Source organism: Nocardia sp. CY15 (genome assembly GCF_009829295.1).
GTDB lineage: Bacteria > Actinomycetota > Actinomycetes > Mycobacteriales > Mycobacteriaceae > Nocardia > Nocardia sputi.
Genome location: NZ_VUOT01000016.1, coordinates 152,182 through 172,641, shown reverse-complemented (window position 1 = coordinate 172,641; position 20,460 = coordinate 152,182). Strand labels below are relative to the sequence as shown.

The window sequence follows — 20,460 nt, the reverse complement described above, 5'->3', positions numbered from 1 at the left end:
TCCGAACCCGGAAGCTAAGCCTGCCAGCGCCGATGGTACTGCACTCGACAGGGTGTGGGAGAGTAGGACACCGCCGGAACATCCTTCACGAAAGGCCCTCAACACTGTTGAGGGCCTTTCGTCGTTTATCCCGGAATTACTTTCTTACCGATTGACGGCGAGTGCGTTCGTCAATTCATTCGCCGCGCTGCGTGTCGCATCAATGAAATGCTCGCGTTCGGCTTGCGTTGTCGCGGCGCGCAACGGTCCCAGCTGCACTTCGTAGGCCGCGGTGCCGCGAGCGTCGAAAACCGGCGCCGCCAGATAACTCAGCGGCAATACCTCCTCCGAATCCAGCTCTGCCCGGGTGAAGGGCCGTGACGTGAGCGCGGCGAGCTGCCGAAGCGCGCGATTGCGCAAATGAGGTTGCAGCAGTTCGGATCCCACCGCGCCGAGCAGATCGGCGAGCAGATCGACCATCCCCGCGTCGTCGGCGCGTGGCCGGAAGACGGCCACCCCACGATCGCGTACCAGCGTCAGTAGCTCACCGGCGGTCCGTTGATCGTCATCGGTGGCGGTGCGCAGCCAGGCGTTCTGCTCGCTCGCAGGCCGCCACGGCATCACGCTGGCACCGGCCGGGAACTGGAGCGGAATGCGCTGGCCCACCGGGATTCCGGGAACGACACGGTCGACGCCGTGCCGCACGTCGAGCACCGTCAGCCGGTCTGGTTCGATGCGGCTGAACGTGGCGCCGTACCCGGTCCGGGCGGCGAGGCCGGCGAGGAGATCGCCGACGCCGTGCGGGAGGGCGGCACCGTGCAACCCGGCCAGGGCTGGCCCGGTTACGTAGCCGCGAGCCTGGTCGCGAGCCACCCAACCGGCCGCGTCCAGTTCGGCCAGGATCGCGGTCGCGGTCGCGCGGGCGATGCCGAGACGCTCGGCGATGCCCGCGACGCTGATCGGCTCCCCGGAAGTCGCCAGCAGCGACACGATGTCGACGACGCGACGCGTCGGTGGCGAGGCGGACCGGTCCGGCATCTCCACAACCTCTTGTTCTCTATCGAGCGAGCGACTTACTATGACGAATATTAGATCATTATCCTGTCGAATATTCGACAGTAGGGAGTGCGCATGATCCTGGATCGGTTCCGAATCGACGATCAGGTCGCCATAGTGACGGGTGCGGGCCGCGGTCTGGGCGCGGCGATTGCGGTCGCGTTCGCGGAGGCGGGCGCGGACGTCGTCATCGCCGCACGCACGGAGAGCCAGCTCGAGGAGGTCGCCGAGCGGATCGCCACTGCCGGGCGACAGGCCCATGTGGTGCCTGCGGACCTGAGCGACGCCGATGCCACGGCGGCCCTCGCCGCGTCGGCGGTCGAACGCTTCGGGCGGCTGGACATCGTGGTCAACAACGTGGGCGGGGCACTGCCGTGCCCGCTGCTGGACACCACGCCGCAGGCGCTGGCGCAGGCCTTCGACTTCAACGTCGTCAATGCGCACGCACTGGTCAGGGCCGCCGTGCCGCGCATGCTCGAAACCGCGGGAGGCGGTTCCATTCTGAACATCACCTCCACGATGGGGCGGCTGCCGGGGCGTGCGTTCGCGGCATACGGCACCGCCAAGGCCGCTCTCGCCCACTACACCAAGCTCGCCGCCCTGGACCTGAACCCCCGTATCCGGGTGAATGCCATCGCACCCGGCTCGATCCTGACCTCCGCGCTGGAGATCGTCGCGAGCAATGACGCCATGCGCACCGAATTGGAGGCCAAGACGCCCCTGCACCGCATCGGTGAACCCGAAGACATCGCCGCGGCCGCGCTCTATCTGGTATCGCCCGCAGGGAAGTACCTCACCGGCAAGATCCTCGAGCCCGACGGCGGCTTGATCGTCCCGAACCTCGACCTCCCGATTCCGGATCTGTGACATGACATATCGCGTAGTGCAGTGGGGCACCGGCAATGTGGGCAGACATGCCCTGGCCGGCGTCATCGCCCATCCCGAACTGAAATTGACCGGCGTGTGGGTCTCCGGGCCCGCCAAAGACGGAGCCGACGCGGGCCTGCTCGCGGGACTCGACCGTGCGGTCGGGGTCACCGCGACGACCGACGCCGAGTCATTGCTCGCGTCGCGTCCGGACTGCGTCGTCTACTGCTCCATGACCGACAACCGGCTGGTGGAGGCCGTGCAGGACCTCCAGCGCATCCTGGCCGCCGGAATCAACGTCGTCGCGTGCGCGCCGGTGTTCTTCCAGTACCCCCAAGGCGTGCTGCCCGACGAGCTGCTTCAGCCGGTGCGGGAGGCCGCCGCGCAAGGGAACTCGTCGCTGTGGGTGAACGGCATCGATCCCGGCTTCGCCAACGATCTGCTGCCGCTCGCGCTCGCGGGGACCTGCCTGCGTGTCGACCAGGTGCGCTGCCTCGAGATCGTCGATTACGCCAGCTACGACAATCGTGCGGTGATGGTCGACATCATGGGCTTCGGCAAGCCCGTCGACGAGATTCCCATGCTGTTGCAACCCGGGGTGCTGTCGCTGGCCTGGGGCGGCACGGTCCGTCAACTCGCGGCCGGGATCGGGGTCACCCTCGCCGCAGTCACCGAGACCTACGAACGGATTCCGGCTCCTGAGTCGTTCGACATCGCGACGGGACACATCGCCGAGGGAACCGCGGCCGCGTTGCGATTCGAGGTTCGTGGCATGGTCGGTGACGTGCCCGTCACCGTGCTCGAGCACGTGACCCGGCTGCGGCCGGATCTGTGCCCCGACTGGCCGCAGCCCGCGCACCCCGAGGGCTCCTACCGCGTGGAGATCACCGGCGAGCCCAGCTACGCGATGGACCTGGTGACCTCGAGCGGCAACGGCGATCACAACCACGCGACCCTGCTGGCGACCGGCATGCGCATCGTCAACGCCGTCCCCGCGGTGGTCGCCGCCCCCGCAGGCATCCTCACCGCGCTCGATCTCCCGCTGATCACCGCGCCGGCACAGCGCTCTGGTCACTGACCGAACGCCGGGGGTCGCGCTGCCCCGCTGCGCGCCGTACTATCCGGCCCGCAGCGCGGACAGCGCGCGTTCGACGTCGTCGTCGCTGTTGTAGAGGTGGAAGGCGAATCGCAGACCGCCCCCACGCGCCGAGACGATCACATCGGCCTGTTCGAGCCGGGCCGCCATGTTTCCCGCGCCGGGGACGGAAACGATCGGGGAACGTTCCGTGACGGGCTCGAAACCCAGCTGTCGCAGCCCCGCGCGGAACCGGTCGGCGAGTTCGACGTTGTGCGCGCCGATCTTGTCGACGGTGAGTTCCTCGATCAGGGACAGCCCGGCCGCCGCCGCCACGACGCCGAGCCAATCGGGTGTCGTGTCGAACCGCCGCGCCGTCGCGGGCAGTGCGGTCGGATGGTAGAGCTCGGCCCAGCGGTCCTCGGCGGCGTACCAGCTGGACCCGATCGGACGCAGCTGCGGGACGAGTTCGGGCGTCGTGGCCAGGAACGCGACGCTGCGCGCGCCGATCAGCCATTTGAAGCTGGCGCAGACCCAGTAGTCCGCGTCGGCGAAGCGCAAGGGCAACCAGCCGGCGGCCTGGGTGGCGTCCACGAGCAGGCGCGCGCCGGCGGCCCGGGTGGCAGCGCGCAGCTCGGCCAGATCGGTGACGCGGCCGTCTGCGGACTGCACCACGCTCACGGCCACCAGCGCGGTCTCCGGCCGCACCTGTGCGGCCAGCTCCGCCAAGGGGACGAAGCGCACGACGAGATCACCCCGATAGACGAAAGGCATGGAAACCGAAGCGAATTCGCCTTCCGGCAGCAGCACCTCCGCACCCGCGGGCAGCGCGGCGGCCACGGGGGCGATGAGGCCCGCGACACCACTGCCGAGCGCTATGTCGTCGGCCGCCGCGCCGTCGAGCAGCCGGGCGAAACCCGCGCGCAGGCCGGGGACCAGTTGATCCAGCGAGGCTGTCGGCCCACCCCGGCCGGTCGCCCAGGTCGCGCTCGCGTCGCGCACCGCGGTCAGGGCGCGGGTGGACGGCAGGCCATAGGAGGCGGTGTTCAGGTAGGTGGTTTCGGGGGCGAACTCGCCGGGCGCTAGGGAGGGCATATCCGCAGCATCCGCCGGGCGCGGGTGGACCGTCCAGCGCCACCGGGCGAATAGTGGACCGATTTACGCCCGGCGGTCAGGGCTTCGGCGCCCACATGTTGGACAGCAGCTGGAAGCTGGGCGTGTCCGCCAGCGACTGCATGGATTCGTAGATTCTCCGGTAACCGGTGGAGGCGATGCGCCACTCGCCGTCGGCGTCGCGGCGGTAGGTGTCGGTGTAGTAGCCGGCCCCTCGGATCAGCACTCCGTACTCGGTGGCGATCACGGTGTCCTCGAAGGCCCAGGATCCCGTGGCCGTTTCGCCGTCGACGCCGATCTCCGGATGGTTGGCGATGTGGACCGTGACGACCGAGGGACCGAGGTTCTCCCGCATGAACGCGGTGATGGCGTCGCGGCCGTCGAGGTGCAGCGGCTCACCCATGGCATGGGTGCCGTAGCGTCCTTTCGCGTCGACGGCGAGGGTGTCGGCGAACTCGTCCCACTCTTTGAGGTCGAGGGTCCGGAAGTAGCGGTACTTCAGTCGGCGGACGGCTTCGATGGCGTCGAGATCCATCTGTAGAGCCTGGCACGCGCGGGCCATTCGGACAAGAACGTGTTCTACTTCGCCGGTGTGGGAGCGGCGCACCGGTAGGCTACGGCCGGCTGTGAGAACGACCGCGGGTGTCGGCGTGGAAGCTCGATTCAGGCCTCGTCTGCGGAACCGGATGGCGGATGGGGTGTCGAACCGGCACGACCGGGTACCCGCGTGACGGGCGCTATCGCTGCTACGACGGCGTCCCAGGCACCGATCTCGTCACGACCAGGGGAATTCGCGATGACCGACCGTCCAGCCACCCACCACTCGGACCACGAAAGCCTTCTCGACCAGGAAATCGCCTTGAAAGCGGCCGCACAGCGCTTGGAGGACGAATTCGACGGCGTCAGCGAAGCCGCGATCGAGGATCATCTGTACTCGTCGTACGACCGTTTCGCCGACCACGCCACCGTCACGAACTACTTGCCGCTACTGGCCGAACGGTACACCCGTGAGTGGCTGTTCAGCCTCGCGGATGCCGCACACGGGCCCGCGTAGCGGCTGCACCGGCGCGGCCACGTGTGCACAGGTGATCGGCGCGGGAGGCGCTCGTCCGCGCCGCGCCGCGCCCGGTCGGCGCCGCCGCGCCGAAAGGATGCTCGAATCACCCATGTCTGGTGGTAATACTCCTAAGCTCTACGCGAACACGCGTGGAGGTTGGCAATGACGGTCGAGGTGATGACCGATCCCGAACCCGGGGAGTTATGGCCCGGTTCCGGGCAGGCAGCACGGCCGGGCCGGCCACCGGTGTCGATGATCGAGCGGATGACGCTGATACTGGAGGCATTCGACGCCGCGACGCCGACGCTCACTCTTGTCGAACTCGCCGAACGCACCGGGCTGCCACGGTCCACCGTGCACCGCATCCTCGACCAGTTGATCCGGCTGCGCTGGCTCGCGCACGCGCCCGGCGGCTACCGGCTCGGCCTTCGCACGCTGGAGTTGGGCGGACTCGCCGCCGACCACAACGAGATCCGGGACGCGGTGAGTCCGCTGCTGCACGATCTGTGCCAGCAGACCGGCATGGTCGGCCACGTCGGCGTCCTGGACGGGCGCGACGTGCTGTATCTCGACAAGGTCGGCGGCCGGTTCGCCGCGACCGTGCCCACACGGTTGGGCGGCCGGATGCCCGCGCACAGCACGGCTCTCGGCAAATCGCTGCTGGCCACGTTGGAGCCGAGCATCGTGGAGGCATCCTTCCGGGATCGCCTGCCGCAGCTGACCGCGCGCACGCTCGCCGACCGCGCCGAACTGCATCGCGAACTCGGCCGCATCCGAAACCGGCGGGGTGTCGCGGTCGACAACGAGGAGACCGTGTCCGGCATCACGTGCGTGGCGGTGCCGATCCGTGGTCGCGGCGCGGCGGTGGCCGCGGTGTCGCTGTCGATCCGGATCGGCGCCGACCGAGCGGTGCCGGATACCGCGCGATTGGCCCGCGCGCTGGTCGACGTGGCCCACGAGGCGGGGCAAGACCTCTTTCCCCGGCACGCGCGCCGACGCTAGCGGCACCGCGCAGGCCCGGCGTCGTTCGCCGAAAGCGCCGGATCATTTCCGATCGGCCGGCGCCGCTGCGCCCGCGACAGCTGCAATAGCCGGGTTGTTGCTGAACTGGGAATCTTTCACAGTGAAGAATTTTCGTTCGCCAGGTGCACGAGCGGTCGGGCTGCTTTCCTGGTGCAGTCAGGATGAACAGTTCGCGAGCAGGTGAGCCGGAGTCGGGGAAGCGATGCACCGGGTACCCATTCAAGAGCGGCCATTGCGTTCCGAATGGCTGTGGTTTGCGGCAGGCGTGCTGGCCACCGTCGCGGTGGTCGTCTGGCTGGTGCGGCCGTCGGCGCCGACCTGCGTTGCCGAGAACTCGCCGAACGAGGCGTCCGCGCCTTCGCGTTTTCCGGTGTCCGCCGTGACTTTCGCCCCGATCGGCCCGGACGTGGCCGTCGAGGCGCGCTACTACGTGTTCGGCGAGCAGGTGTCGTGTTCCTTCCGCGAGCTGCCGCCGGACGGCTACTATGCCGGGCTCTCCACCTCCGACTACGGGCGCGCCGATCTCTGCGGGGCGTATCTGGACATCCAGAGTCCATACGGGTCGGTCCGGGCACTGGTGGTCGATCGCTGCGCGGCATGCGCCGCGGGACAACTGGATTTGAGCGCGGCGGCGTTCGAGCAGATCGCCGATCCCGCCGCCGGCGTGACGCAAGTCCGCTACCGGCTGGTTCGCGACCCGCAGCCTGCTGGGGAACTGACCTACGAGGTGAGACCGGACTCGACCAGGACCTGGTTCGGCATCCTGTTCGGCGGCACCGGAAACCCCTTGCGCGAGGCGGCCGTTCGCCCGGCGGCGGGCGGACCGTGGCGACCGCTCACCCGCCGGGCCGACAACTACTGGACGATTTCCGGAGCGGGGCTCGGCCCGTTCACGGCTCGGGTGACCGACGTCTTCGGCAACGAGGCCGAGATCCCCGGTGTCACGGGGGAACCGGGGCGCTACTCGGCGGGTGCCCGGCTCTACGCCGGCGCGCCGTCGTTCGCGTCGTCGGCGCCATCCCTGGCCACCTCGACGGGACCTGCCAGGGTCGCCTCCCGCTGCGGGGCGTAGCGCTCAGGCGAGTTTCGTGGCCAGCGCACGACCCGCGGCCCGGCCGGAGAAGATGCACCCGCCGAGGAAGGTGCCCTCCAGCGCGTTGTACCCGTGCACGCCGCCGCCGCCGAAACCGGCGACCTCGCCCGCGGCGTACAGACCCGGGAACGGCGTACCGTCCGGCCTGATCACCTGGGAATTCAGGTCGGTCTGCAAGCCGCCCAGCGTTTTCCGGGTGAGGATGTTGAGCCGAACGGCGATCAGCGGACCCGCGGCCGGGTCGAGGATGCGGTGGGGTTTGGCGACCCGGCCGGCATTGTCGCCGATGTACCGGCGTGCGTTGGCCATCGCCATCAGCTGGCTGTCCTTGCTGTACTTGTTCGCCACTTCCCGGTCGCGCGCCACGATCTGGCGTTCCAGGTCGTCGTAGTCCAGCTCAGGACCGCGAGCGATCTTGTTCATGCCCGCGACAAGTTCCCGCAGCGTATCCGCAACGACGAAATCGACACCGTGCTGTTTGAAGGCTTCCACCGGGCCAGGGGCGCCCTTGGCCACGCGGCTTTTCAGAGTGAGTTTGAGATCCTTGCCGGTGATGTCCGGGTTCTGCTCGGAGCCCGACAGCGCGAACTCCTTCTCGATGATCGACTGGGTGAGCACGAACCACGAATAGTCGTAGCCGGTCTTCAAGATCTCCTTCATCGTCGTGTTGGTGTCGAATCCGGGGAAGCACGGCGCGGGCAGACGCTTCCCGTTCGCGTCGAACCACAGCGAGGACGGTCCGGGGATGATGCGGATGGCGTGGTCGGGCCAGATCGGGTCCCAGTTGACGATGCCCTCGGTGTAGTGCCACATGCGGTCCCGGTTGACGATGGCGCCGCCCGCGGTCTCGGTGATACCGAGCATCCGGCCGTCGACGTGTGCGGGCACGCCGGAGATCATGGTCTGCGGGCAGGGGCCGAGCCGCTCGGTGGGCCAGTTGCGCCGGATCAGTTCGTGATTGTGGCCGATTCCGCCGGAGGCCACGATGACGGCCTCGGCGCGGAATTCGAACTCACCGACTCCGGTCCGGGACGAAGCGCGGCCGCGATCCAGATCGGTGTCCTCGAGCACCGTGCCGCGCACGCCGACGACGGCGCCGTCCTCCACGACCAATTCGTCCACCTGATGGCGGAAGCTGAAACGAACCAAGCCACGCCGCTCGCCCTCGAGCACCGGCTCGGCGAAGACCCGGACCACCTCGGGGCCGGTGCCCCAGGTGAGGTGGAAGCGCGGCACCGAGTTGCCGTGTCCGTCGGCGCGGTCGCCGCCGCGTTCGGCCCAGCCGACCAGCGGCGTCACGCGCAGGCCGAGTTCGCGCAGGTACTCCCGCTTCTCGGTGGCCGCGAACCGCACGTACGCCTGCGCCCACTGGCGGGCCCACTTGTCCTCGTCGTCGCGGTCGAACCCGGCCGAGCCGAGCCAGTCCTGCAAGGCGAGATCGTAGGAGTCCTTGATGCCGAGGCGCCGCTGTTCGGGGCTGTCGACGAAGAACAGCCCGCCGAGCGACCAGAACGCCTGGCCGCCGAGGTTGTTGCGGTTCTCCTGGTCGAGTATGTGCACTGTGCGGCCCGCCTTGACCAATTCGTGCGCGGCGACCAGGCCGGCCAGCCCGGCGCCGACGACGAGGACGTCCGCCTCCGGCGTCACTTCGGGACTGTGGTGAGACATGTCGATCCTTCGGTTGCGGTGCTGTAGGCCAGCACGACGTGGTGGAAGAGTTCGGTGCGGCGCTCGCGCACGACGTGGCTGTCCGGCTCCATCAGCACCTGCACGCTGGTGCCGTCATGGACGGCGATGAGTGCTTGGCCGAACGCCTCCGGATCCGGCACGGTGCGGCCGCCGCGCGCGAGCGCGGCGACGATCGTGGGCATGAGCGCGGCGACGATGGCCTCCTCGCGGGCGGCCATCACCCTGCGCAGCGCGGGAGTGCGCAGGGCGTGCGCGGTGAATTCGGCGGTGATCCGGTACCAGCTCTCGTCCACCGGGACAGCTCGTTCCAGGCGCTCGACCGCGGTGCGCACGTCGTCGGTGCCCTCGGCCGCGATCTCGTCGAGGATGGCGCTCGCCTCGGTGAGCATCGTCGTCGAGCGCTGCTCCCACATGGCCAGGAACAGTTCGTCCAGTGAGCTGAAATTCGAGTAGAACGCCCCACGGGTGAATCCGGCGCGCTCGCACACCCGCTCCACGGTGGCGCGCCCGAAGCCCTCCTCGGCGAACGCCTCGTACGCGGCGACGAGCAGCCGGTTCCTGGTTTCGGCGCGGCGGCGGGTGACCCGGGCGGGCGCGGCCTGCGCGGCATCGGACGTCATCGGGCACCTCCTCGGTTCGGCCTCGACCCGGCATCGAATACAGGAATGTACTCGATACAGAAACGTATCAGGTGTCGTCGTCCGGTGTGGCGGGTTTCGCCGAGTAGGGTGATTCCGGCGTATTCCGCCAGGTCGGGATGGGTGATCCGGGTCGATCCGAGCGATGCGAGGTGAGGCGAGGTGAGGTGAGGCGATGATGAGCGAGTTCCACGGCGGTAACACCTTCATGCGTAGCTGGCGGGTGCGCAGGCCCGGCCCGATCGAAACCGGCCCGCTGGACGCGGAGCGCACGCCTGTCCCGGTACCCGGACCCGGCGATCTGATGGTGCGTGTGCTGGCCTGCGGCGTGTGCCGGACCGACTTGCATGTGGCCGAAGGCGATCTTCCGGTGCGCCGCACCGGGGTGGTGCCGGGGCACGAGGTGGTCGGCGAGGTCGTCGTGGTCGGGCGAGACGCGCAGGGAAAGGGCTTCGCGGTGGGGGATCGGGTGGGAATCGCCTGGCTGCGGCACACCTGCGGGGAATGCAAGTTCTGCCTGCGCGGGGCGGAGAACCTCTGTCCGCATTCCGCTTACACGGGCTGGGACGCCGACGGCGGTTATGCCGAATTAGCTTGTGTGCCATGGGATTACGCGCTGAGGCTGCCCTCCGGATACTCCGATGCGGACACCGCCCCACTGCTGTGCGCGGGCATCATCGGGTACCGCGCGCTGCTGCGGGCCGCCGTGCCGCCGGGCGGGCGGCTGGGCATCTACGGCTTCGGCGGCAGCGCCCACATCGCCGCTCAGGTAGCCGCCGCCCGAGGAGCGGAGGTGCACGTGATGACACGCGATCCCGCTGCCCGGGAGCTCGCGACCGCGCTGGGGGCCGCGTCGGTGCGGGGCGCGGCGGAACCGCCTCCGGTGCTGCTGGATTCGGCGATCCTGTTCGCGCCGGTCGGCGAGTTGGCGCCGGCCGCGCTGGCGGCACTGGATCGCGGCGGGATCCTGGCCATCGCCGGTATCCATCTCACCGACATTCCCGCGCTGAACTATCAGCGGCATCTGTTCCAAGAGCGCGAAATTCGCTCCGTCACCGCGAATACCCGCGCTGACGCCCGCGAATTCCTGGCTTTCGCCAGCGAACACCGGATACATCTGACCACGCACGGGTACTCCCTGGACAGGGCCGATCGAGCGTTGACCGATCTCGCGCACGGACGATTCACGGGCGCAGCGGTTCTCGTGCCGTAGGAATCCGTAGAACACGATTCGGCGCTGACTCCGTATCGGTCGGGTGGAGTTCCTTGACGGCCCCTTCCGCCGTTCTTACCTTCGCGGATATAGCCGAGTAATTGTCACTGACAAGTGTCGATCGGCTGTCTCACAACGGCGTGAGTAGGTGAGTACGATGGCCAACCGGAAGGTAATTCACTTCGAGAAGTGGCGTGTAGTAAGGGCATTCGCTGTGCTGCTGCTCGTCGCGGGATTCGGGGCCGCGACGGGATTGCACGCATGGGCGACGTCGTGCGCGTCGGTCGACGTCGTCGTCGCGAGAGGCACCCACGAACCCGGATATCTGGGTTCGGTGGTGGGCGACCCGTTCTATGACGCACTGTGGCAGGCACTTCCAGCCGATTCGCAGGCTTACCGGGTGGACTATCCCGCCGACCTGCTCGACCCGTCCTCGATCAGCCGCGGCACCCAGGACATGACCGCCCACATCATGTGGCAAGCGGCGAGGTGCCCGGGGCAGCGGTTCGTGCTGGTCGGCTTCTCGCAAGGCGCGGTCGTGACGCACGGGGTGCTCGGCACCGGCGTGGTGACCGCGCTCGGTGGCATCCATTCGCTGCCCGCGCAGCTGCAATCCCGGGTGGCCGCGGTGCTGCTGTTCGGCGATCCCATCCGGCTGATCGGCTGGAATGTGCCGCAGCACTACGCCTGGCGGACCGGAAACTACTGCGCGAGCGGTGATCCGGTGTGCGAGGGCGGGATCCGTCCGGCTGCGCACACCGACTACCGGTGGGCTATGTGGCCGGCCGTCGAGTTCGCGGTGGACCGGGTGTGACGTCGCGGAACCGGGAATCCGCGCGGTGGGGCCGTCCGAGGGCGGCCCCACCGTCGGTCGTGGGTCGCGCAGCTACCACTGCAAGCCGGGGACCACGCGGGCCAGGCGCGCCGCGGGTGCGGGCAACGCCATGAGCGGCATGACCACCGGGGCGAGAGCGGACAGTGGGCCACGGCTGGGCGCCGGAGCGGCAGCGGTCGGCGAATCGGCGCCGGAACGGCGGTCCGAGTCGCCCTGAGCGGCGCTGGATTCCCCGAACATGCGGAAGCCCTGGTGCATGATCTGGCGCTTCACCGACGGCATCAGCAACTCGACCGCCTGGGCGAAGGTGCCGACCGGGGTGTCGATGCGGTGCGGCCGGTCCTCCAGCGCACGAACCACGATCGCCGCGGCCTGTTCCGGATCCGGCACCGGCAGCGACCGGTACAGATCGGTCGGCGCGATCATCGGGGTCCGCACCAGCGGCATCCGCACCGAGGTGAACGTGACACCGGCATCCCGGTTCTCGACCGCCGCGATCTCACTGAAGTTGTCCAGCGCCGACTTGCTCGCCACGTACGCGGCGAACCGGGGCACCTTGGTCTGCACCGCGATCGAGGAGATGTTGACCACGTGCCCGAACCGGCGTGCCCGCATGGACGGCAGCAGTCCGAGGATGAGCCGCACGGCGCCGAAGTAGTTCACCGCCATGGTGCGCTCGAAATCGTGCATCCGGTCGGTGGAGTTGAGCACGGAGCGGCGGATCGAGCGGCCCGCGTTGTTCACCAGGTAGTCGACGTGACCGTGGTCGTCGAGGACGCACTGCACGAGCTTCTCGACGGCTTCGGAGTCGGTGATGTCGCACGGATAGGTATGCGCGACACCGCCTTCGGCGCGCACGGCGTCGGCGGCGGCCGCCAGGTCGTCGTGACCGCGGGCGACCATCACGACCGTGGCTCCGCGCCGCGCGACGGCGTGCGCGGTGGCCAGCCCGATACCGGAGGACGCGCCCGTGATCAGCACGATCCGCCCGGCGAGCGGGTCACCGGTGATGGACACGCGTCCACGCTGCGGGTCGAGGTGGTCGCGCCAGTACTGCCACAGCCGCTCGGCGTAGCTGTCGAACGGCGGCACGGTCAGACCGGAGCTGCGCAGCTGGGCGCGAGTGGAGTCGCTGATGAACTCCGCGGAGAACGAGGTGTGCGGAGCGACTTCGGCGGGGATGCCCACCTGCTCGAGCAGGAAATCGCGCACGGAAGCGATACCCGGGATCTGCGCGAGGCCGCTGAGCGCCAGTCCGCTGCCGGGAACCGTGCCCACGCCGGTCGGGGCCCCCGCCGCGGCGGCGAGCGCGCCGTACACCTCACCGAACGGCTGCGGCTCCGGGTTGACCAGGTGGAAGGTGCGTCCGTCCAGGCCGGGGCGGCGGATCAGTTCCACCATCGCGGCCGAGACATAGTCGACCGGCACGATATTCGTCGCACCGAGGTCGGGCAGCGGCAACGGCAGATCGGACGGTAGCGCGCTCAGCTTCGCGATCGCGCTGAAGAAGTAGTACGGGCCGTCGATCTTGTCCATCTCACCGGTGCGGGAATCGCCGACGATGATCGCGGGCCGGTAGACCCGCCAGCGCACGCCGGGCGATTCGCGCACGAGCTTCTCGGCGGCGAACTTGGTGCGGTGATATGGCGAGGTCAGTTGCTGGCCGAGGTCGAAATCCTCCTCGAAGAACTTGCCTTTGTGGTCGCCCGCGACCGCCACGGAGGAGACGTGATGCAGCACCGCGCCCAGCTCGCGGGCCAAGGCCAGCACCGAGCGCGTGCCGGTGACGTTGGCCGCGTGCGCGGTGTCCTCGTCGGCGGTCATGTCGTAGACGGCGCCCAGATGTATGACGTGGTCGGCCCGCGGCGCCTCGCACGCCAGTCCCAGCCCGTCGACGGTGAGATCGCCGATCAGCGCGAAGACTCGTTCGGCGCCGCGCCAGCCCGCCGCGATATCGGTGAATTTCGCCAGGGACGTCTCGCGCACCAGCACGTGGACGATCGCCTCGGCGTCGCGATCCAGAAGGTCTTGAACGACCCGCCGCCCCAAGAATCCGGTTCCGCCCGTCACGATGTAAGTGGCCATCGCACTCTCCTGCTGTTCACTCGAACCATGTTGTCGCACAAGTCATCCGGCATGCGGCAATGAATGCGGACAGCGTTGATTCGGCCCCCAGCGACAGACGTCGGGCCGAAAGTAGGAACACCTTCGTCCTGACTTATTACTGAACAGTAATCGACCGTGCGCGGCACCGGCAAGCGATCATGACCCGTTCGGCTTGTGGGACTGATCACCTGTCGGTGCAGGTCAAACGGTATGTGTTACAGGAATTTCCAGTTACCGGCATTCTGGTCGAGTGTCCAGCAATCTGGCAGCGTCCGGTACGGCTACTTCCATCCGGCTATTTCTTCTCCACGCGGGCGGGCGGTGTACGCAGCGGCGGCTTGCCGCGCAGGAACGTCTCGAAGGCGTCCAGATCGGTCGGACCCACCGTGGTTTCGGTGCCCTCGGTGAAGACGGTGAACCCGTCGCCTCCGGAAACGAGGAAGCTGTTGGTCGTGATGCGATAGGTGGCGACCGGGTTCAGCGTCGCGCCGGCGATCCGGACACTGTCCGGGACCACCTTCGCGCCCTTGGGTGCGATGTCGGAGTACGCGTAGGTGATGCCGGCGGGAGACAGCACCGTCGGATTGCCGGAGTCGTCCCACTGTTGTTCCAGCAAACGCAGGATCTGACTGCCGGTCAGGGTGAGCGTGACGACCTGGTTGCCGAACGGCTGGACGGTGAAGATGTCGCCGTAGGTGATCGGTCCTTGCTTCAGATCGGCGCGGACACCGCCGGGATTCATGAAGGCGGCCACGGCGGCGGCGGGCCCCGCGGTGGCCGACAGCATCGAATCCGCGATCACGTCGCCCAGCGGCGAGGTGCCCGCCGGGCGCGGGTTGTGCGGGAGAGCATCCGCGGTCGCGCCCACGACGCGGCCCGCGCGGGGCCGTGCTTGCTCGGCGTAGAAATCGATCAGCGCGGTCGTGGGGCCATCGGGCGTCACCTCGCGGGTCACGACTCGGTTGACCGCCGACGCCTGCACGCCGTCGCCGCCGAAACGCAGCGTGACATCGGTGATGAGCCGGCCGTACGAGGCCGCCTGGGTGATCACCTTGCCGCCGACGGTGCATACGTAGGGCTGGTGGCTGTGGGCGGTGAACACCGCGCGGACGGCGGGGTCGATCCGCTCGGCCAGCCCGGTCACGTTCGGGGTGACGTTCGCGCATCCGTTGTAGTCCAGGGGTGCGTCGCTCTCGGGCCGCTGCGCGCCTCCGTCGTGCACCAGCGCCACGATCGCCTCGGCGCCCGCCGCTTTCATCTCCGGCACATGACGGTTGATCGCGGCGGCTTGGTCACCGAAGTAGTAGCCCCGGATCCCCTCGGGCAGGACGATCTGGGCAGTGTCCGGCGTCACCGTCCCGATGACGCCGATCTTGTGCCCGCCCACTTCGAGCAACGTCCACGGCCGCAGCGCGGGCGGAAGGTCGCCGTGGGCGTCCGCGACGTTGGCGGCCAGATAGGGGAACCGCGCGCCCGTGAACGGCGCGCCGGGAGAGCATCCGTCCACCGCGCAGCCGCCCCGCTGCAAGCGCGCCAATTCCAGTACCCCATCGTCGAATTCGTGATTGCCGACCGCCGACGCCGCCACCGCGACGTTGTTCAGGAAGGTGATCGTCGGCTCGTCGTGGAACAGCCCGGAGACCAAGGGGCTGGCCCCGATGTTGTCTCCGGCCGCCAGCACGGCGCTGGAGGGATACGCGGCCTTCAGCCGCGCCAGATGAGTGGCGAGATAGGCGGCGCCGCCCGCGTCGTGCCCCGCGATCTTTCCGGTGGACCCCCCCGGCGGCTGCAGATTCCCGTGCAGATCGTTGAATCCGAACAGGTGCACTTCGTCCGACTGTGTGGGACGCAAGTCGTTCGTCGAGATCAACGGCACTATCCGGGCCGCAGTCGACGAGCCGGGACCGGCGCCGGGATCGGACGTCGTGCCACAACCCCCCACCAGACCGACGCCTACAAGACCGGCAAGGACCACGGCGATGCGACGGCGCGCTCTCATGCCATGACTGTCGCACGTCCGCGTCGTTCGCGCACGACGGCCGAAATGCCGCTCCGCCCAGCACGATGCGTTCGGCCGGCTACTGCGCGGCGGGGAATTCCTCGGCGAGCTCCTCGAAGAGCGCGGTGTTCATCGCGAAGGCACGCCGCCCCTCATCGAGCACGCGGCGGCGCTCCAGATCGTCGAGCGGCAGGCCATCGAGCAGACTGCGGTACTCCCGCTTGAACGCCGCGGGATTGCCGACGCCGTCGAAGACGTAGAAACGGACGCCGTCGCCGCGATGCGGCAGGTCCCACAACTTCTCCGCAGTGCCGCGGATGACCTGTCCGCCGGACAGATCGCCCAGGTACCGGGTGTAGTGGTGGGCGATGTACCCGGCGGGCCAATTGCGCGCGCACTCATCGATGCGTTCGGCGTAGGCCGCGGTCGCGGGCAGGGGTTCCAGGCCGGCACGCCAGTCGGAGCCCATGAGATGTGCGAGGTCGCGCTCCAGTTCCGCGGTGCGGGCGAGCTCGGGCCGGATGAACGGTCCGGCCACCGGGTCGTCGGCCAGCGTCGCCCACCGGCCCTCGAGCGCGCGATAGATGAACCAGAGCTGGCCGGTGTAGCGGTGATACGAATCGACGCCGAGCGATCCGCCGAGCATGTCGCTCATGAAGCGGGAGTTCTCCGCCTCCGCATGCTGTTGCGCGGTGGCGGTGCGGATCTGCGTCGAGAACGGCACTGCTTCCGACATATCCGAAACACCTCACCTCACACCGGGGCCGCCGCCGAAGGAGGCCACCCTGACCAGTTCGATATGAGGTTACCGGGCGGGCGTTGGCCGCGCATGCACCTCGCGGTTCAGTGCACGGGCGCCGACCGGCGGCGACGCCGCACGATCGGGCGCCGCACCGAGCCGAACCGGCGCAAAATCCGCGGTCTGCGCACGGTGCGGTCGAACCACTCGCCGAGGGTGACGCCTGCCGCCAGCGCGCAGCCGATGCCGAAGGCCGACAGCAGCTGGTTTGCTCCGATCAGCAGTTCGTCGTTGAGCAGTGCGTAGAGCCCTCGATAGACCTTGAGGCCCGGCAGCAGCGGCGTGATGCCCGCGACCGCGACGACCAGCGGGGGAGTCAGCGCACGGCGGGCCATCAGACCACCCGCCAGGCCGACGAGCGTCGCGGCGACGCCGGAGGACATCACCGGACCGAACCCGGCCTGCTGGATGAGCAGGAAACAGATGGTGCCTGCCGCGCCACTGCCCGCGGCCGCGGCGAGGGCCCGGCGTTCGGCGTAGCAGGCGAGCGCGAACGCCAACGCCGCCACCGCGCCGGCCACGATCTTCACCGGCAGGTCGGTGATGTCGCCGGCGGAAGTCAGGTACACCGGCGGCACGGTGGCGTCGAGCAGGTCGGCGATGCGCAGGGTGAGCGCGATGCCCGCGATGATGCCGCCGGTCATCATCATCACCTCGAGCATGCGGGCCGTCGCGGTGATGGGTGCGCCGGTTATCGCGTCCTGCACCGAGCCGACCAGCTGTAACCCACTGAGCAGCACGGTGATCCCCGCCGCGATGATCAGGGTCGGGTCGACATCGATCCGCAGGCGCGCGGCCAGGCCCGCCAGCACGATGGCCGGGATCGCCGCGATGGCGCCGCCGACCATGTGCTGGAAGAAGAACGGCAGACCATAGCGATTGAGGACGCGATTGGTGCGGTCGATCGCCGCGGTGGTCGCGAAGCTGACCGCGGCCACCACGGCACCGCCGCCGAGCAGCGCGGCGATCGCCGCCGCCATCAGCGACCACGCGGCGGTGGCGGTCCACCGGTGGTAGGGGTGCGGCGCCTGCGTGATCGCGTCGAGCGCGGCGCGAGCCTCGCCCGGCGGGACCACTTCGTTGCGGATGCGGCGGGTCAGGCGGTCCACGGCGGCGAGCCGGGTGAAATCCAGGGCGCGGTAGTGCACGATCCGCATGGTGCTGGCCGGTGGCAGCGCGGGCCCGCGGTCGGCCCAGATACGAATGGCGTCGTAGGTGACGTCGATGCTGCAGCGCGACAGCCCGTAGGTGGCGGCGATGAAGCGCACCGCGTTGGTCGTGTCCACCACGCCGGTGCCGGAGGACAGCACCACCTCGCCGACCCGGACGGCGAGATCGAGGACTTCGGTGACCCGGGCGTCGTCGGTGAGATCGATCGGCTGCAACGGCGTCGGCGCGGTGACGATGGTGTCCGCGGTCGCCTGCCGGTCCGCGACCAGCAAACCCACGGCCTGGCTGACGACGGGAATCGGCCGGGCGCGCCGCAGGCGAAGCCCGCGACGCCAGCCGAGGTGATCCACCCGTCCGGTGGTCACATCGCCTACGGAAGATGCGTCAGGACTCATGGAGGCGAACCTAGTCATCCGGCGTGCCCTTGGCATCCGTGCGGGTCGCGGGCGGGCGGGCCGGTCGCGCTGCGCCCTTGGTCGGAACGCCGAATCGTGGTAGAACTTGTTCTAGTTTCAGCGATGGGAGCGCGTACGGTGCGGTACGGAATCGTGTTGTTCACCAGCGATCGGGGGATCACCCCCGCGGATGCGGCGCTGGCCGCGGAGCGTGCCGGGTTCGACACGTTCTATGTGCCCGAGCACACACATATCCCGGTGGTCCGTGCGGCGGCGCACCCGCGCACCGGCGACGCGAGCCTGCCCGACGATCGCTATCTGCGCACCCTCGACCCGTGGGTCGCGCTCGGAACCGCCGCGTCGGTGACCGAGCGCATCGGGCTGTCCACCGCGGTGGCGCTGCCCGCGGAACACCATCCGATCACGCTGGCCAAGACCATCGCCTCGCTGGACCACCTGTCCGGCGGCCGGGTCAGCCTCGGCGTCGGATTCGGCTGGAATACCGACGAACTCGCCCATCACGGTGTTCCCGCGGGCAAGCGCAGGACCGTGCTGCGCGAGCATCTGGAGGCCATGCGGGTGCTGTGGACCGAGGAGGAGGCCGGCTTCGACGGCGAGTTCGTCACCTTCGGCGCGAGCTGGTCCTGGCCGAAGCCGGTGCAGAAGCGCATTCCGGTCCTGCTCGGTGCGGCGGGCACCGAGAAGAACTTCACCTGGCTGGCGAAACACGCCGATGGCTGGATCACCACGCCGACCGAGGACGGCCTGGACGAGAAAATCGCTTCGTTGCGGCGGATCTGGGACGAGCACGACCGCGCAGGCAGGCCCGACGTCGTCGCGCTGGCCGGTCGCTACGACGCCGAGCAATTGACGCGCTGGGCCGAATCCGGCGTCACCGAAGCGGTTTTCGGGTTGCCCGACCGTCCGGTGGAGGACGTGCGGGCCTACCTCACCCGGTTGGCCGGGAAGCTGGGGATCGAGCACACCCGGTGACGCATCGACGGTGCCGCCGGGCGTTGTCGGCAAGCCACAATCCACGACAGATGCCGTCCGACACCCACAGTCCGATCCGCGGCATGCCGCCACCGTCACGGATCACCGGCTGCGCGCCGCCTGCGACGCACCTGCCGTGGACGCGGGCTGCTTCAACCGGCTCTAGCGGTATCGGGCCATCGAAACCCGAGGGACAGACCCGTGCTCTTCTATCGATGCACACCCGATCTGCACCTTGTCATCTGCAGCAGGGGAGTCAGCTGGAGGCCACTTGGCAAGGACTGAAGTATCTGACTAAAGTCAGATAAATGAACAAGGGGCAGATCGACCAGGTGCGTCAGTTCAACCGCATCGTCACCGAGCGGGTCGGCGTACTCCAAGACGATTACCTGGGTATGGACCGACCCATCGGAGAGGCGAGACTGCTCTGGGAGATCGACGAACCAGGGCGTGACGTGCGTTGGTTGCGGCAACGGCTCGGCCTGGACTCCGGCTACATGAGCCGGCTACTGCGCTCCATGCAGGCCGATGGCCTGATCACCGTCGAACCGCAAGCCGATGACCGACGAGTCCGCACTGTGCGACTTACCCCCATCGGCCGGATCGAACGTGATCTTCTCGATCAACGCAGCGACGAGCTGGCGGGCCGTCTGCTCGAGCCGCTCAACCCCGCCCAGCGTGACCGACTTGTGACGGCAATGGAGGAAGTGGGCCGACTGCTGACCGCTACCATGGTCACCCTCGACACCGTCGCTCCCGATCACCCCGACGCCGAATACTGCTTGCAGTCCTACTACGCCGAAATGCGGGAACTCTTCGATACCGGATTCGATCCTGCCAAAAGCCTGCTGCCCGACGCGAATGAACTAGCGGCTCCGCACGGCCTGCTCTTGATCGCTCGCCTCCACGGCCAACCCGTCGGTTGTGCCGGACTGAAACTGCCGCCCTGCACGCCACCGGAAATCAAACGAATGTGGGTAGCTCCCCATGTTCGCAATCTCGGCCTCGCCCGCAGATTTCTCGCCGAACTCGAAGCGCGGGCCGCCCGGCTCGGGCACAGCACGCTCCTCCTGGACACCAATAAGGCCTTGACTCCCGCCATCAACCTCTACCGCTCCTACGGCTTCACGGAAACCGCCGCCTTCAATGACGAGCCATACGCTCATCACTGGTTCGAGAAACGAATCATCACAACGATATCCGGCTGATGAGTGTTGGTACGGGTGGTTGCTTGACTTCCGGCCGGGATGTCGGGTCACTGCTGCTACGGCCACAAGGCCGGATTCGTGGAAGAGTGCGTAGATTCCCAACTCGGACAGCCGGCGGGAGTGAAAATGTCAACCGGTGTCATCAATGATCG

The 20,460-nt window shown here is 68.5% G+C and carries 18 protein-coding genes; 9 read left to right on the top strand and 9 right to left on the bottom strand.

The genetic code is table 11. From position 1 onward, the window contains the following. Window positions 1-144: 144 nt before the first annotated feature. Window positions 145-1,017, bottom strand: a complete 873-nt coding sequence (locus GVY39_RS19570) for a helix-turn-helix domain-containing protein (RefSeq protein ID WP_159926248.1) — start codon at window positions 1,015-1,017, stop codon at window positions 145-147. 93 nt (window positions 1,018-1,110) lie between these two features. On the opposite strand from GVY39_RS19570, the gene GVY39_RS19565 reads away from it, so the two are divergent. Then, window positions 1,111-1,902, top strand: a complete 792-nt coding sequence (locus GVY39_RS19565; RefSeq protein WP_159926250.1) for an SDR family oxidoreductase — start codon at window positions 1,111-1,113, stop codon at window positions 1,900-1,902. 1 nt (window position 1,903) lies between these two features. After that, a complete protein-coding gene (locus GVY39_RS19560) occupies window positions 1,904-2,980 on the top strand; it encodes a diacylglycerol kinase (protein ID WP_159926252.1) in 1,077 nt (358 codons plus the stop codon). Window positions 2,981-3,019: 39 nt separating this feature from the next. Here the strand turns inward: GVY39_RS19560 and GVY39_RS19555 are convergent, their stop codons facing one another. Then, a complete protein-coding gene (locus GVY39_RS19555) occupies window positions 3,020-4,072 on the bottom strand; it encodes an aminotransferase class V-fold PLP-dependent enzyme (protein WP_159926254.1) in 1,053 nt (350 codons plus the stop codon). A 76-nt stretch (window positions 4,073-4,148) separates the two neighbouring features. Continuing rightward, complete coding sequence (locus GVY39_RS19550) at window positions 4,149-4,625, bottom strand: nuclear transport factor 2 family protein (RefSeq protein WP_159926256.1); 477 nt, start codon at window positions 4,623-4,625, stop codon at window positions 4,149-4,151. A 261-nt stretch (window positions 4,626-4,886) separates the two neighbouring features. Between GVY39_RS19550 and GVY39_RS19545 the strand changes: the two genes are divergently transcribed. From GVY39_RS19545 to GVY39_RS19535, 3 genes are all read left to right on the top strand, one after another. Further along, on the top strand, window positions 4,887-5,144 hold the full coding sequence (locus GVY39_RS19545) for a three-helix bundle dimerization domain-containing protein (protein ID WP_159926258.1): 258 nt from the start codon (window positions 4,887-4,889) through the stop codon (window positions 5,142-5,144). Window positions 5,145-5,309: 165 nt separating this feature from the next. After that, on the top strand, window positions 5,310-6,149 hold the full coding sequence (locus GVY39_RS19540) for an IclR family transcriptional regulator (RefSeq protein ID WP_159926260.1): 840 nt from the start codon (window positions 5,310-5,312) through the stop codon (window positions 6,147-6,149). A gap of 253 nt (window positions 6,150-6,402) precedes the next feature. Next, window positions 6,403-7,242 (top strand): expansin EXLX1 family cellulose-binding protein, encoded by an 840-nt coding sequence (locus tag GVY39_RS19535; protein ID WP_159926262.1) that lies wholly within the window; start codon window positions 6,403-6,405, stop codon window positions 7,240-7,242. Window positions 7,243-7,245: 3 nt separating this feature from the next. On the opposite strand, the gene GVY39_RS19530 is transcribed toward GVY39_RS19535, so the two are convergent. Beyond that, on the bottom strand, window positions 7,246-8,931 hold the full coding sequence (locus tag GVY39_RS19530) for an FAD-binding dehydrogenase (RefSeq protein ID WP_201295267.1): 1,686 nt from the start codon (window positions 8,929-8,931) through the stop codon (window positions 7,246-7,248). Further along, a complete protein-coding gene (locus GVY39_RS19525) occupies window positions 8,907-9,572 on the bottom strand; it encodes a TetR/AcrR family transcriptional regulator (protein WP_159926264.1) in 666 nt (221 codons plus the stop codon). The genes GVY39_RS19530 and GVY39_RS19525 overlap by 25 nt, the downstream gene beginning before the upstream one ends. A 226-nt stretch (window positions 9,573-9,798) precedes the next feature. Between GVY39_RS19525 and GVY39_RS19520 the strand changes: the two genes are divergently transcribed. Then, window positions 9,799-10,803: a zinc-binding alcohol dehydrogenase family protein gene (locus GVY39_RS19520; protein ID WP_159926534.1), complete on the top strand. Its 1,005-nt coding sequence runs from the start codon at window positions 9,799-9,801 to the stop codon at window positions 10,801-10,803. Between the two features lie 157 nt (window positions 10,804-10,960). Beyond that, window positions 10,961-11,617: a cutinase family protein gene (locus GVY39_RS19515; RefSeq protein ID WP_159926266.1), complete on the top strand. Its 657-nt coding sequence runs from the start codon at window positions 10,961-10,963 to the stop codon at window positions 11,615-11,617. Window positions 11,618-11,689: 72 nt separating this feature from the next. Here GVY39_RS19515 and GVY39_RS19510 read toward each other — a convergent pair whose 3' ends face one another. From GVY39_RS19510 to GVY39_RS19495, 4 genes are all read right to left on the bottom strand, one after another. After that, window positions 11,690-13,723: an SDR family oxidoreductase gene (locus GVY39_RS19510; RefSeq protein ID WP_159926268.1), complete on the bottom strand. Its 2,034-nt coding sequence runs from the start codon at window positions 13,721-13,723 to the stop codon at window positions 11,690-11,692. Between the two features lie 316 nt (window positions 13,724-14,039). Next, the gene (locus GVY39_RS19505) at window positions 14,040-15,743 is read right to left on the bottom strand and encodes a bifunctional UDP-sugar hydrolase/5'-nucleotidase (RefSeq protein ID WP_159926270.1); all 1,704 of its coding nucleotides are present in this window, start codon (window positions 15,741-15,743) and stop codon (window positions 14,040-14,042) included. 79 nt (window positions 15,744-15,822) lie between these two features. Continuing rightward, window positions 15,823-16,479 carry a heme oxygenase (biliverdin-producing) gene (locus tag GVY39_RS19500; protein WP_159926272.1) on the bottom strand — a complete coding sequence of 219 codons (657 nt, stop codon included), beginning with the start codon at window positions 16,477-16,479 and terminating at the stop codon, window positions 15,823-15,825. A 107-nt stretch (window positions 16,480-16,586) separates the two neighbouring features. Beyond that, entirely contained in the window at window positions 16,587-18,107 is a 1,521-nt protein-coding gene (locus GVY39_RS19495; protein WP_195071424.1) for a threonine/serine exporter ThrE family protein, read from the bottom strand. A 138-nt stretch (window positions 18,108-18,245) separates the two neighbouring features. Between GVY39_RS19495 and GVY39_RS19490 the strand changes: the two genes are divergently transcribed. Next, window positions 18,246-19,100 carry an LLM class F420-dependent oxidoreductase gene (locus tag GVY39_RS19490; protein ID WP_159926538.1) on the top strand — a complete coding sequence of 285 codons (855 nt, stop codon included), beginning with the start codon at window positions 18,246-18,248 and terminating at the stop codon, window positions 19,098-19,100. A gap of 308 nt (window positions 19,101-19,408) precedes the next feature. Continuing rightward, complete coding sequence (locus GVY39_RS19485; RefSeq protein ID WP_159926274.1) at window positions 19,409-20,308, top strand: helix-turn-helix domain-containing GNAT family N-acetyltransferase; 900 nt, start codon at window positions 19,409-19,411, stop codon at window positions 20,306-20,308. Window positions 20,309-20,460 lie beyond the last annotated feature (152 nt).

Bases quoted from the DNA above. Each gene is read 5' to 3' on its own strand.
- GVY39_RS19500 (WP_159926272.1), bottom strand. From the start codon at position 16,479: ATGTCGGAAGCAGTGCCGTTCTCGACGCAGATCCGCACCGCCACCGCG.
- GVY39_RS19510 (WP_159926268.1), bottom strand. From the start codon at position 13,723: ATGGCCACTTACATCGTGACGGGCGGAACCGGATTCTTGGGGCGGCGG.
- GVY39_RS19550 (WP_159926256.1), bottom strand. From the start codon at position 4,625: ATGGATCTCGACGCCATCGAAGCCGTCCGCCGACTGAAGTACCGCTAC.
- GVY39_RS19520 (WP_159926534.1), top strand. From the start codon at position 9,799: ATGCGTAGCTGGCGGGTGCGCAGGCCCGGCCCGATCGAAACCGGCCCG.
- GVY39_RS19540 (WP_159926260.1), top strand. From the start codon at position 5,310: ATGACGGTCGAGGTGATGACCGATCCCGAACCCGGGGAGTTATGGCCC.
- GVY39_RS19565 (WP_159926250.1), top strand. From the start codon at position 1,111: ATGATCCTGGATCGGTTCCGAATCGACGATCAGGTCGCCATAGTGACG.
- GVY39_RS19505 (WP_159926270.1), bottom strand. From the start codon at position 15,743: ATGAGAGCGCGCCGTCGCATCGCCGTGGTCCTTGCCGGTCTTGTAGGC.
- GVY39_RS19495 (WP_195071424.1), bottom strand. From the start codon at position 18,107: ATGAGTCCTGACGCATCTTCCGTAGGCGATGTGACCACCGGACGGGTG.
- GVY39_RS19485 (WP_159926274.1), top strand. From the start codon at position 19,409: ATGAACAAGGGGCAGATCGACCAGGTGCGTCAGTTCAACCGCATCGTC.
- GVY39_RS19560 (WP_159926252.1), top strand. From the start codon at position 1,904: ATGACATATCGCGTAGTGCAGTGGGGCACCGGCAATGTGGGCAGACAT.
- GVY39_RS19515 (WP_159926266.1), top strand. From the start codon at position 10,961: ATGGCCAACCGGAAGGTAATTCACTTCGAGAAGTGGCGTGTAGTAAGG.
- GVY39_RS19555 (WP_159926254.1), bottom strand. From the start codon at position 4,072: ATGCCCTCCCTAGCGCCCGGCGAGTTCGCCCCCGAAACCACCTACCTG.
- GVY39_RS19525 (WP_159926264.1), bottom strand. From the start codon at position 9,572: ATGACGTCCGATGCCGCGCAGGCCGCGCCCGCCCGGGTCACCCGCCGC.
- GVY39_RS19545 (WP_159926258.1), top strand. From the start codon at position 4,887: ATGACCGACCGTCCAGCCACCCACCACTCGGACCACGAAAGCCTTCTC.
- GVY39_RS19570 (WP_159926248.1), bottom strand. From the start codon at position 1,017: ATGCCGGACCGGTCCGCCTCGCCACCGACGCGTCGCGTCGTCGACATC.
- GVY39_RS19530 (WP_201295267.1), bottom strand. From the start codon at position 8,931: ATGTCTCACCACAGTCCCGAAGTGACGCCGGAGGCGGACGTCCTCGTC.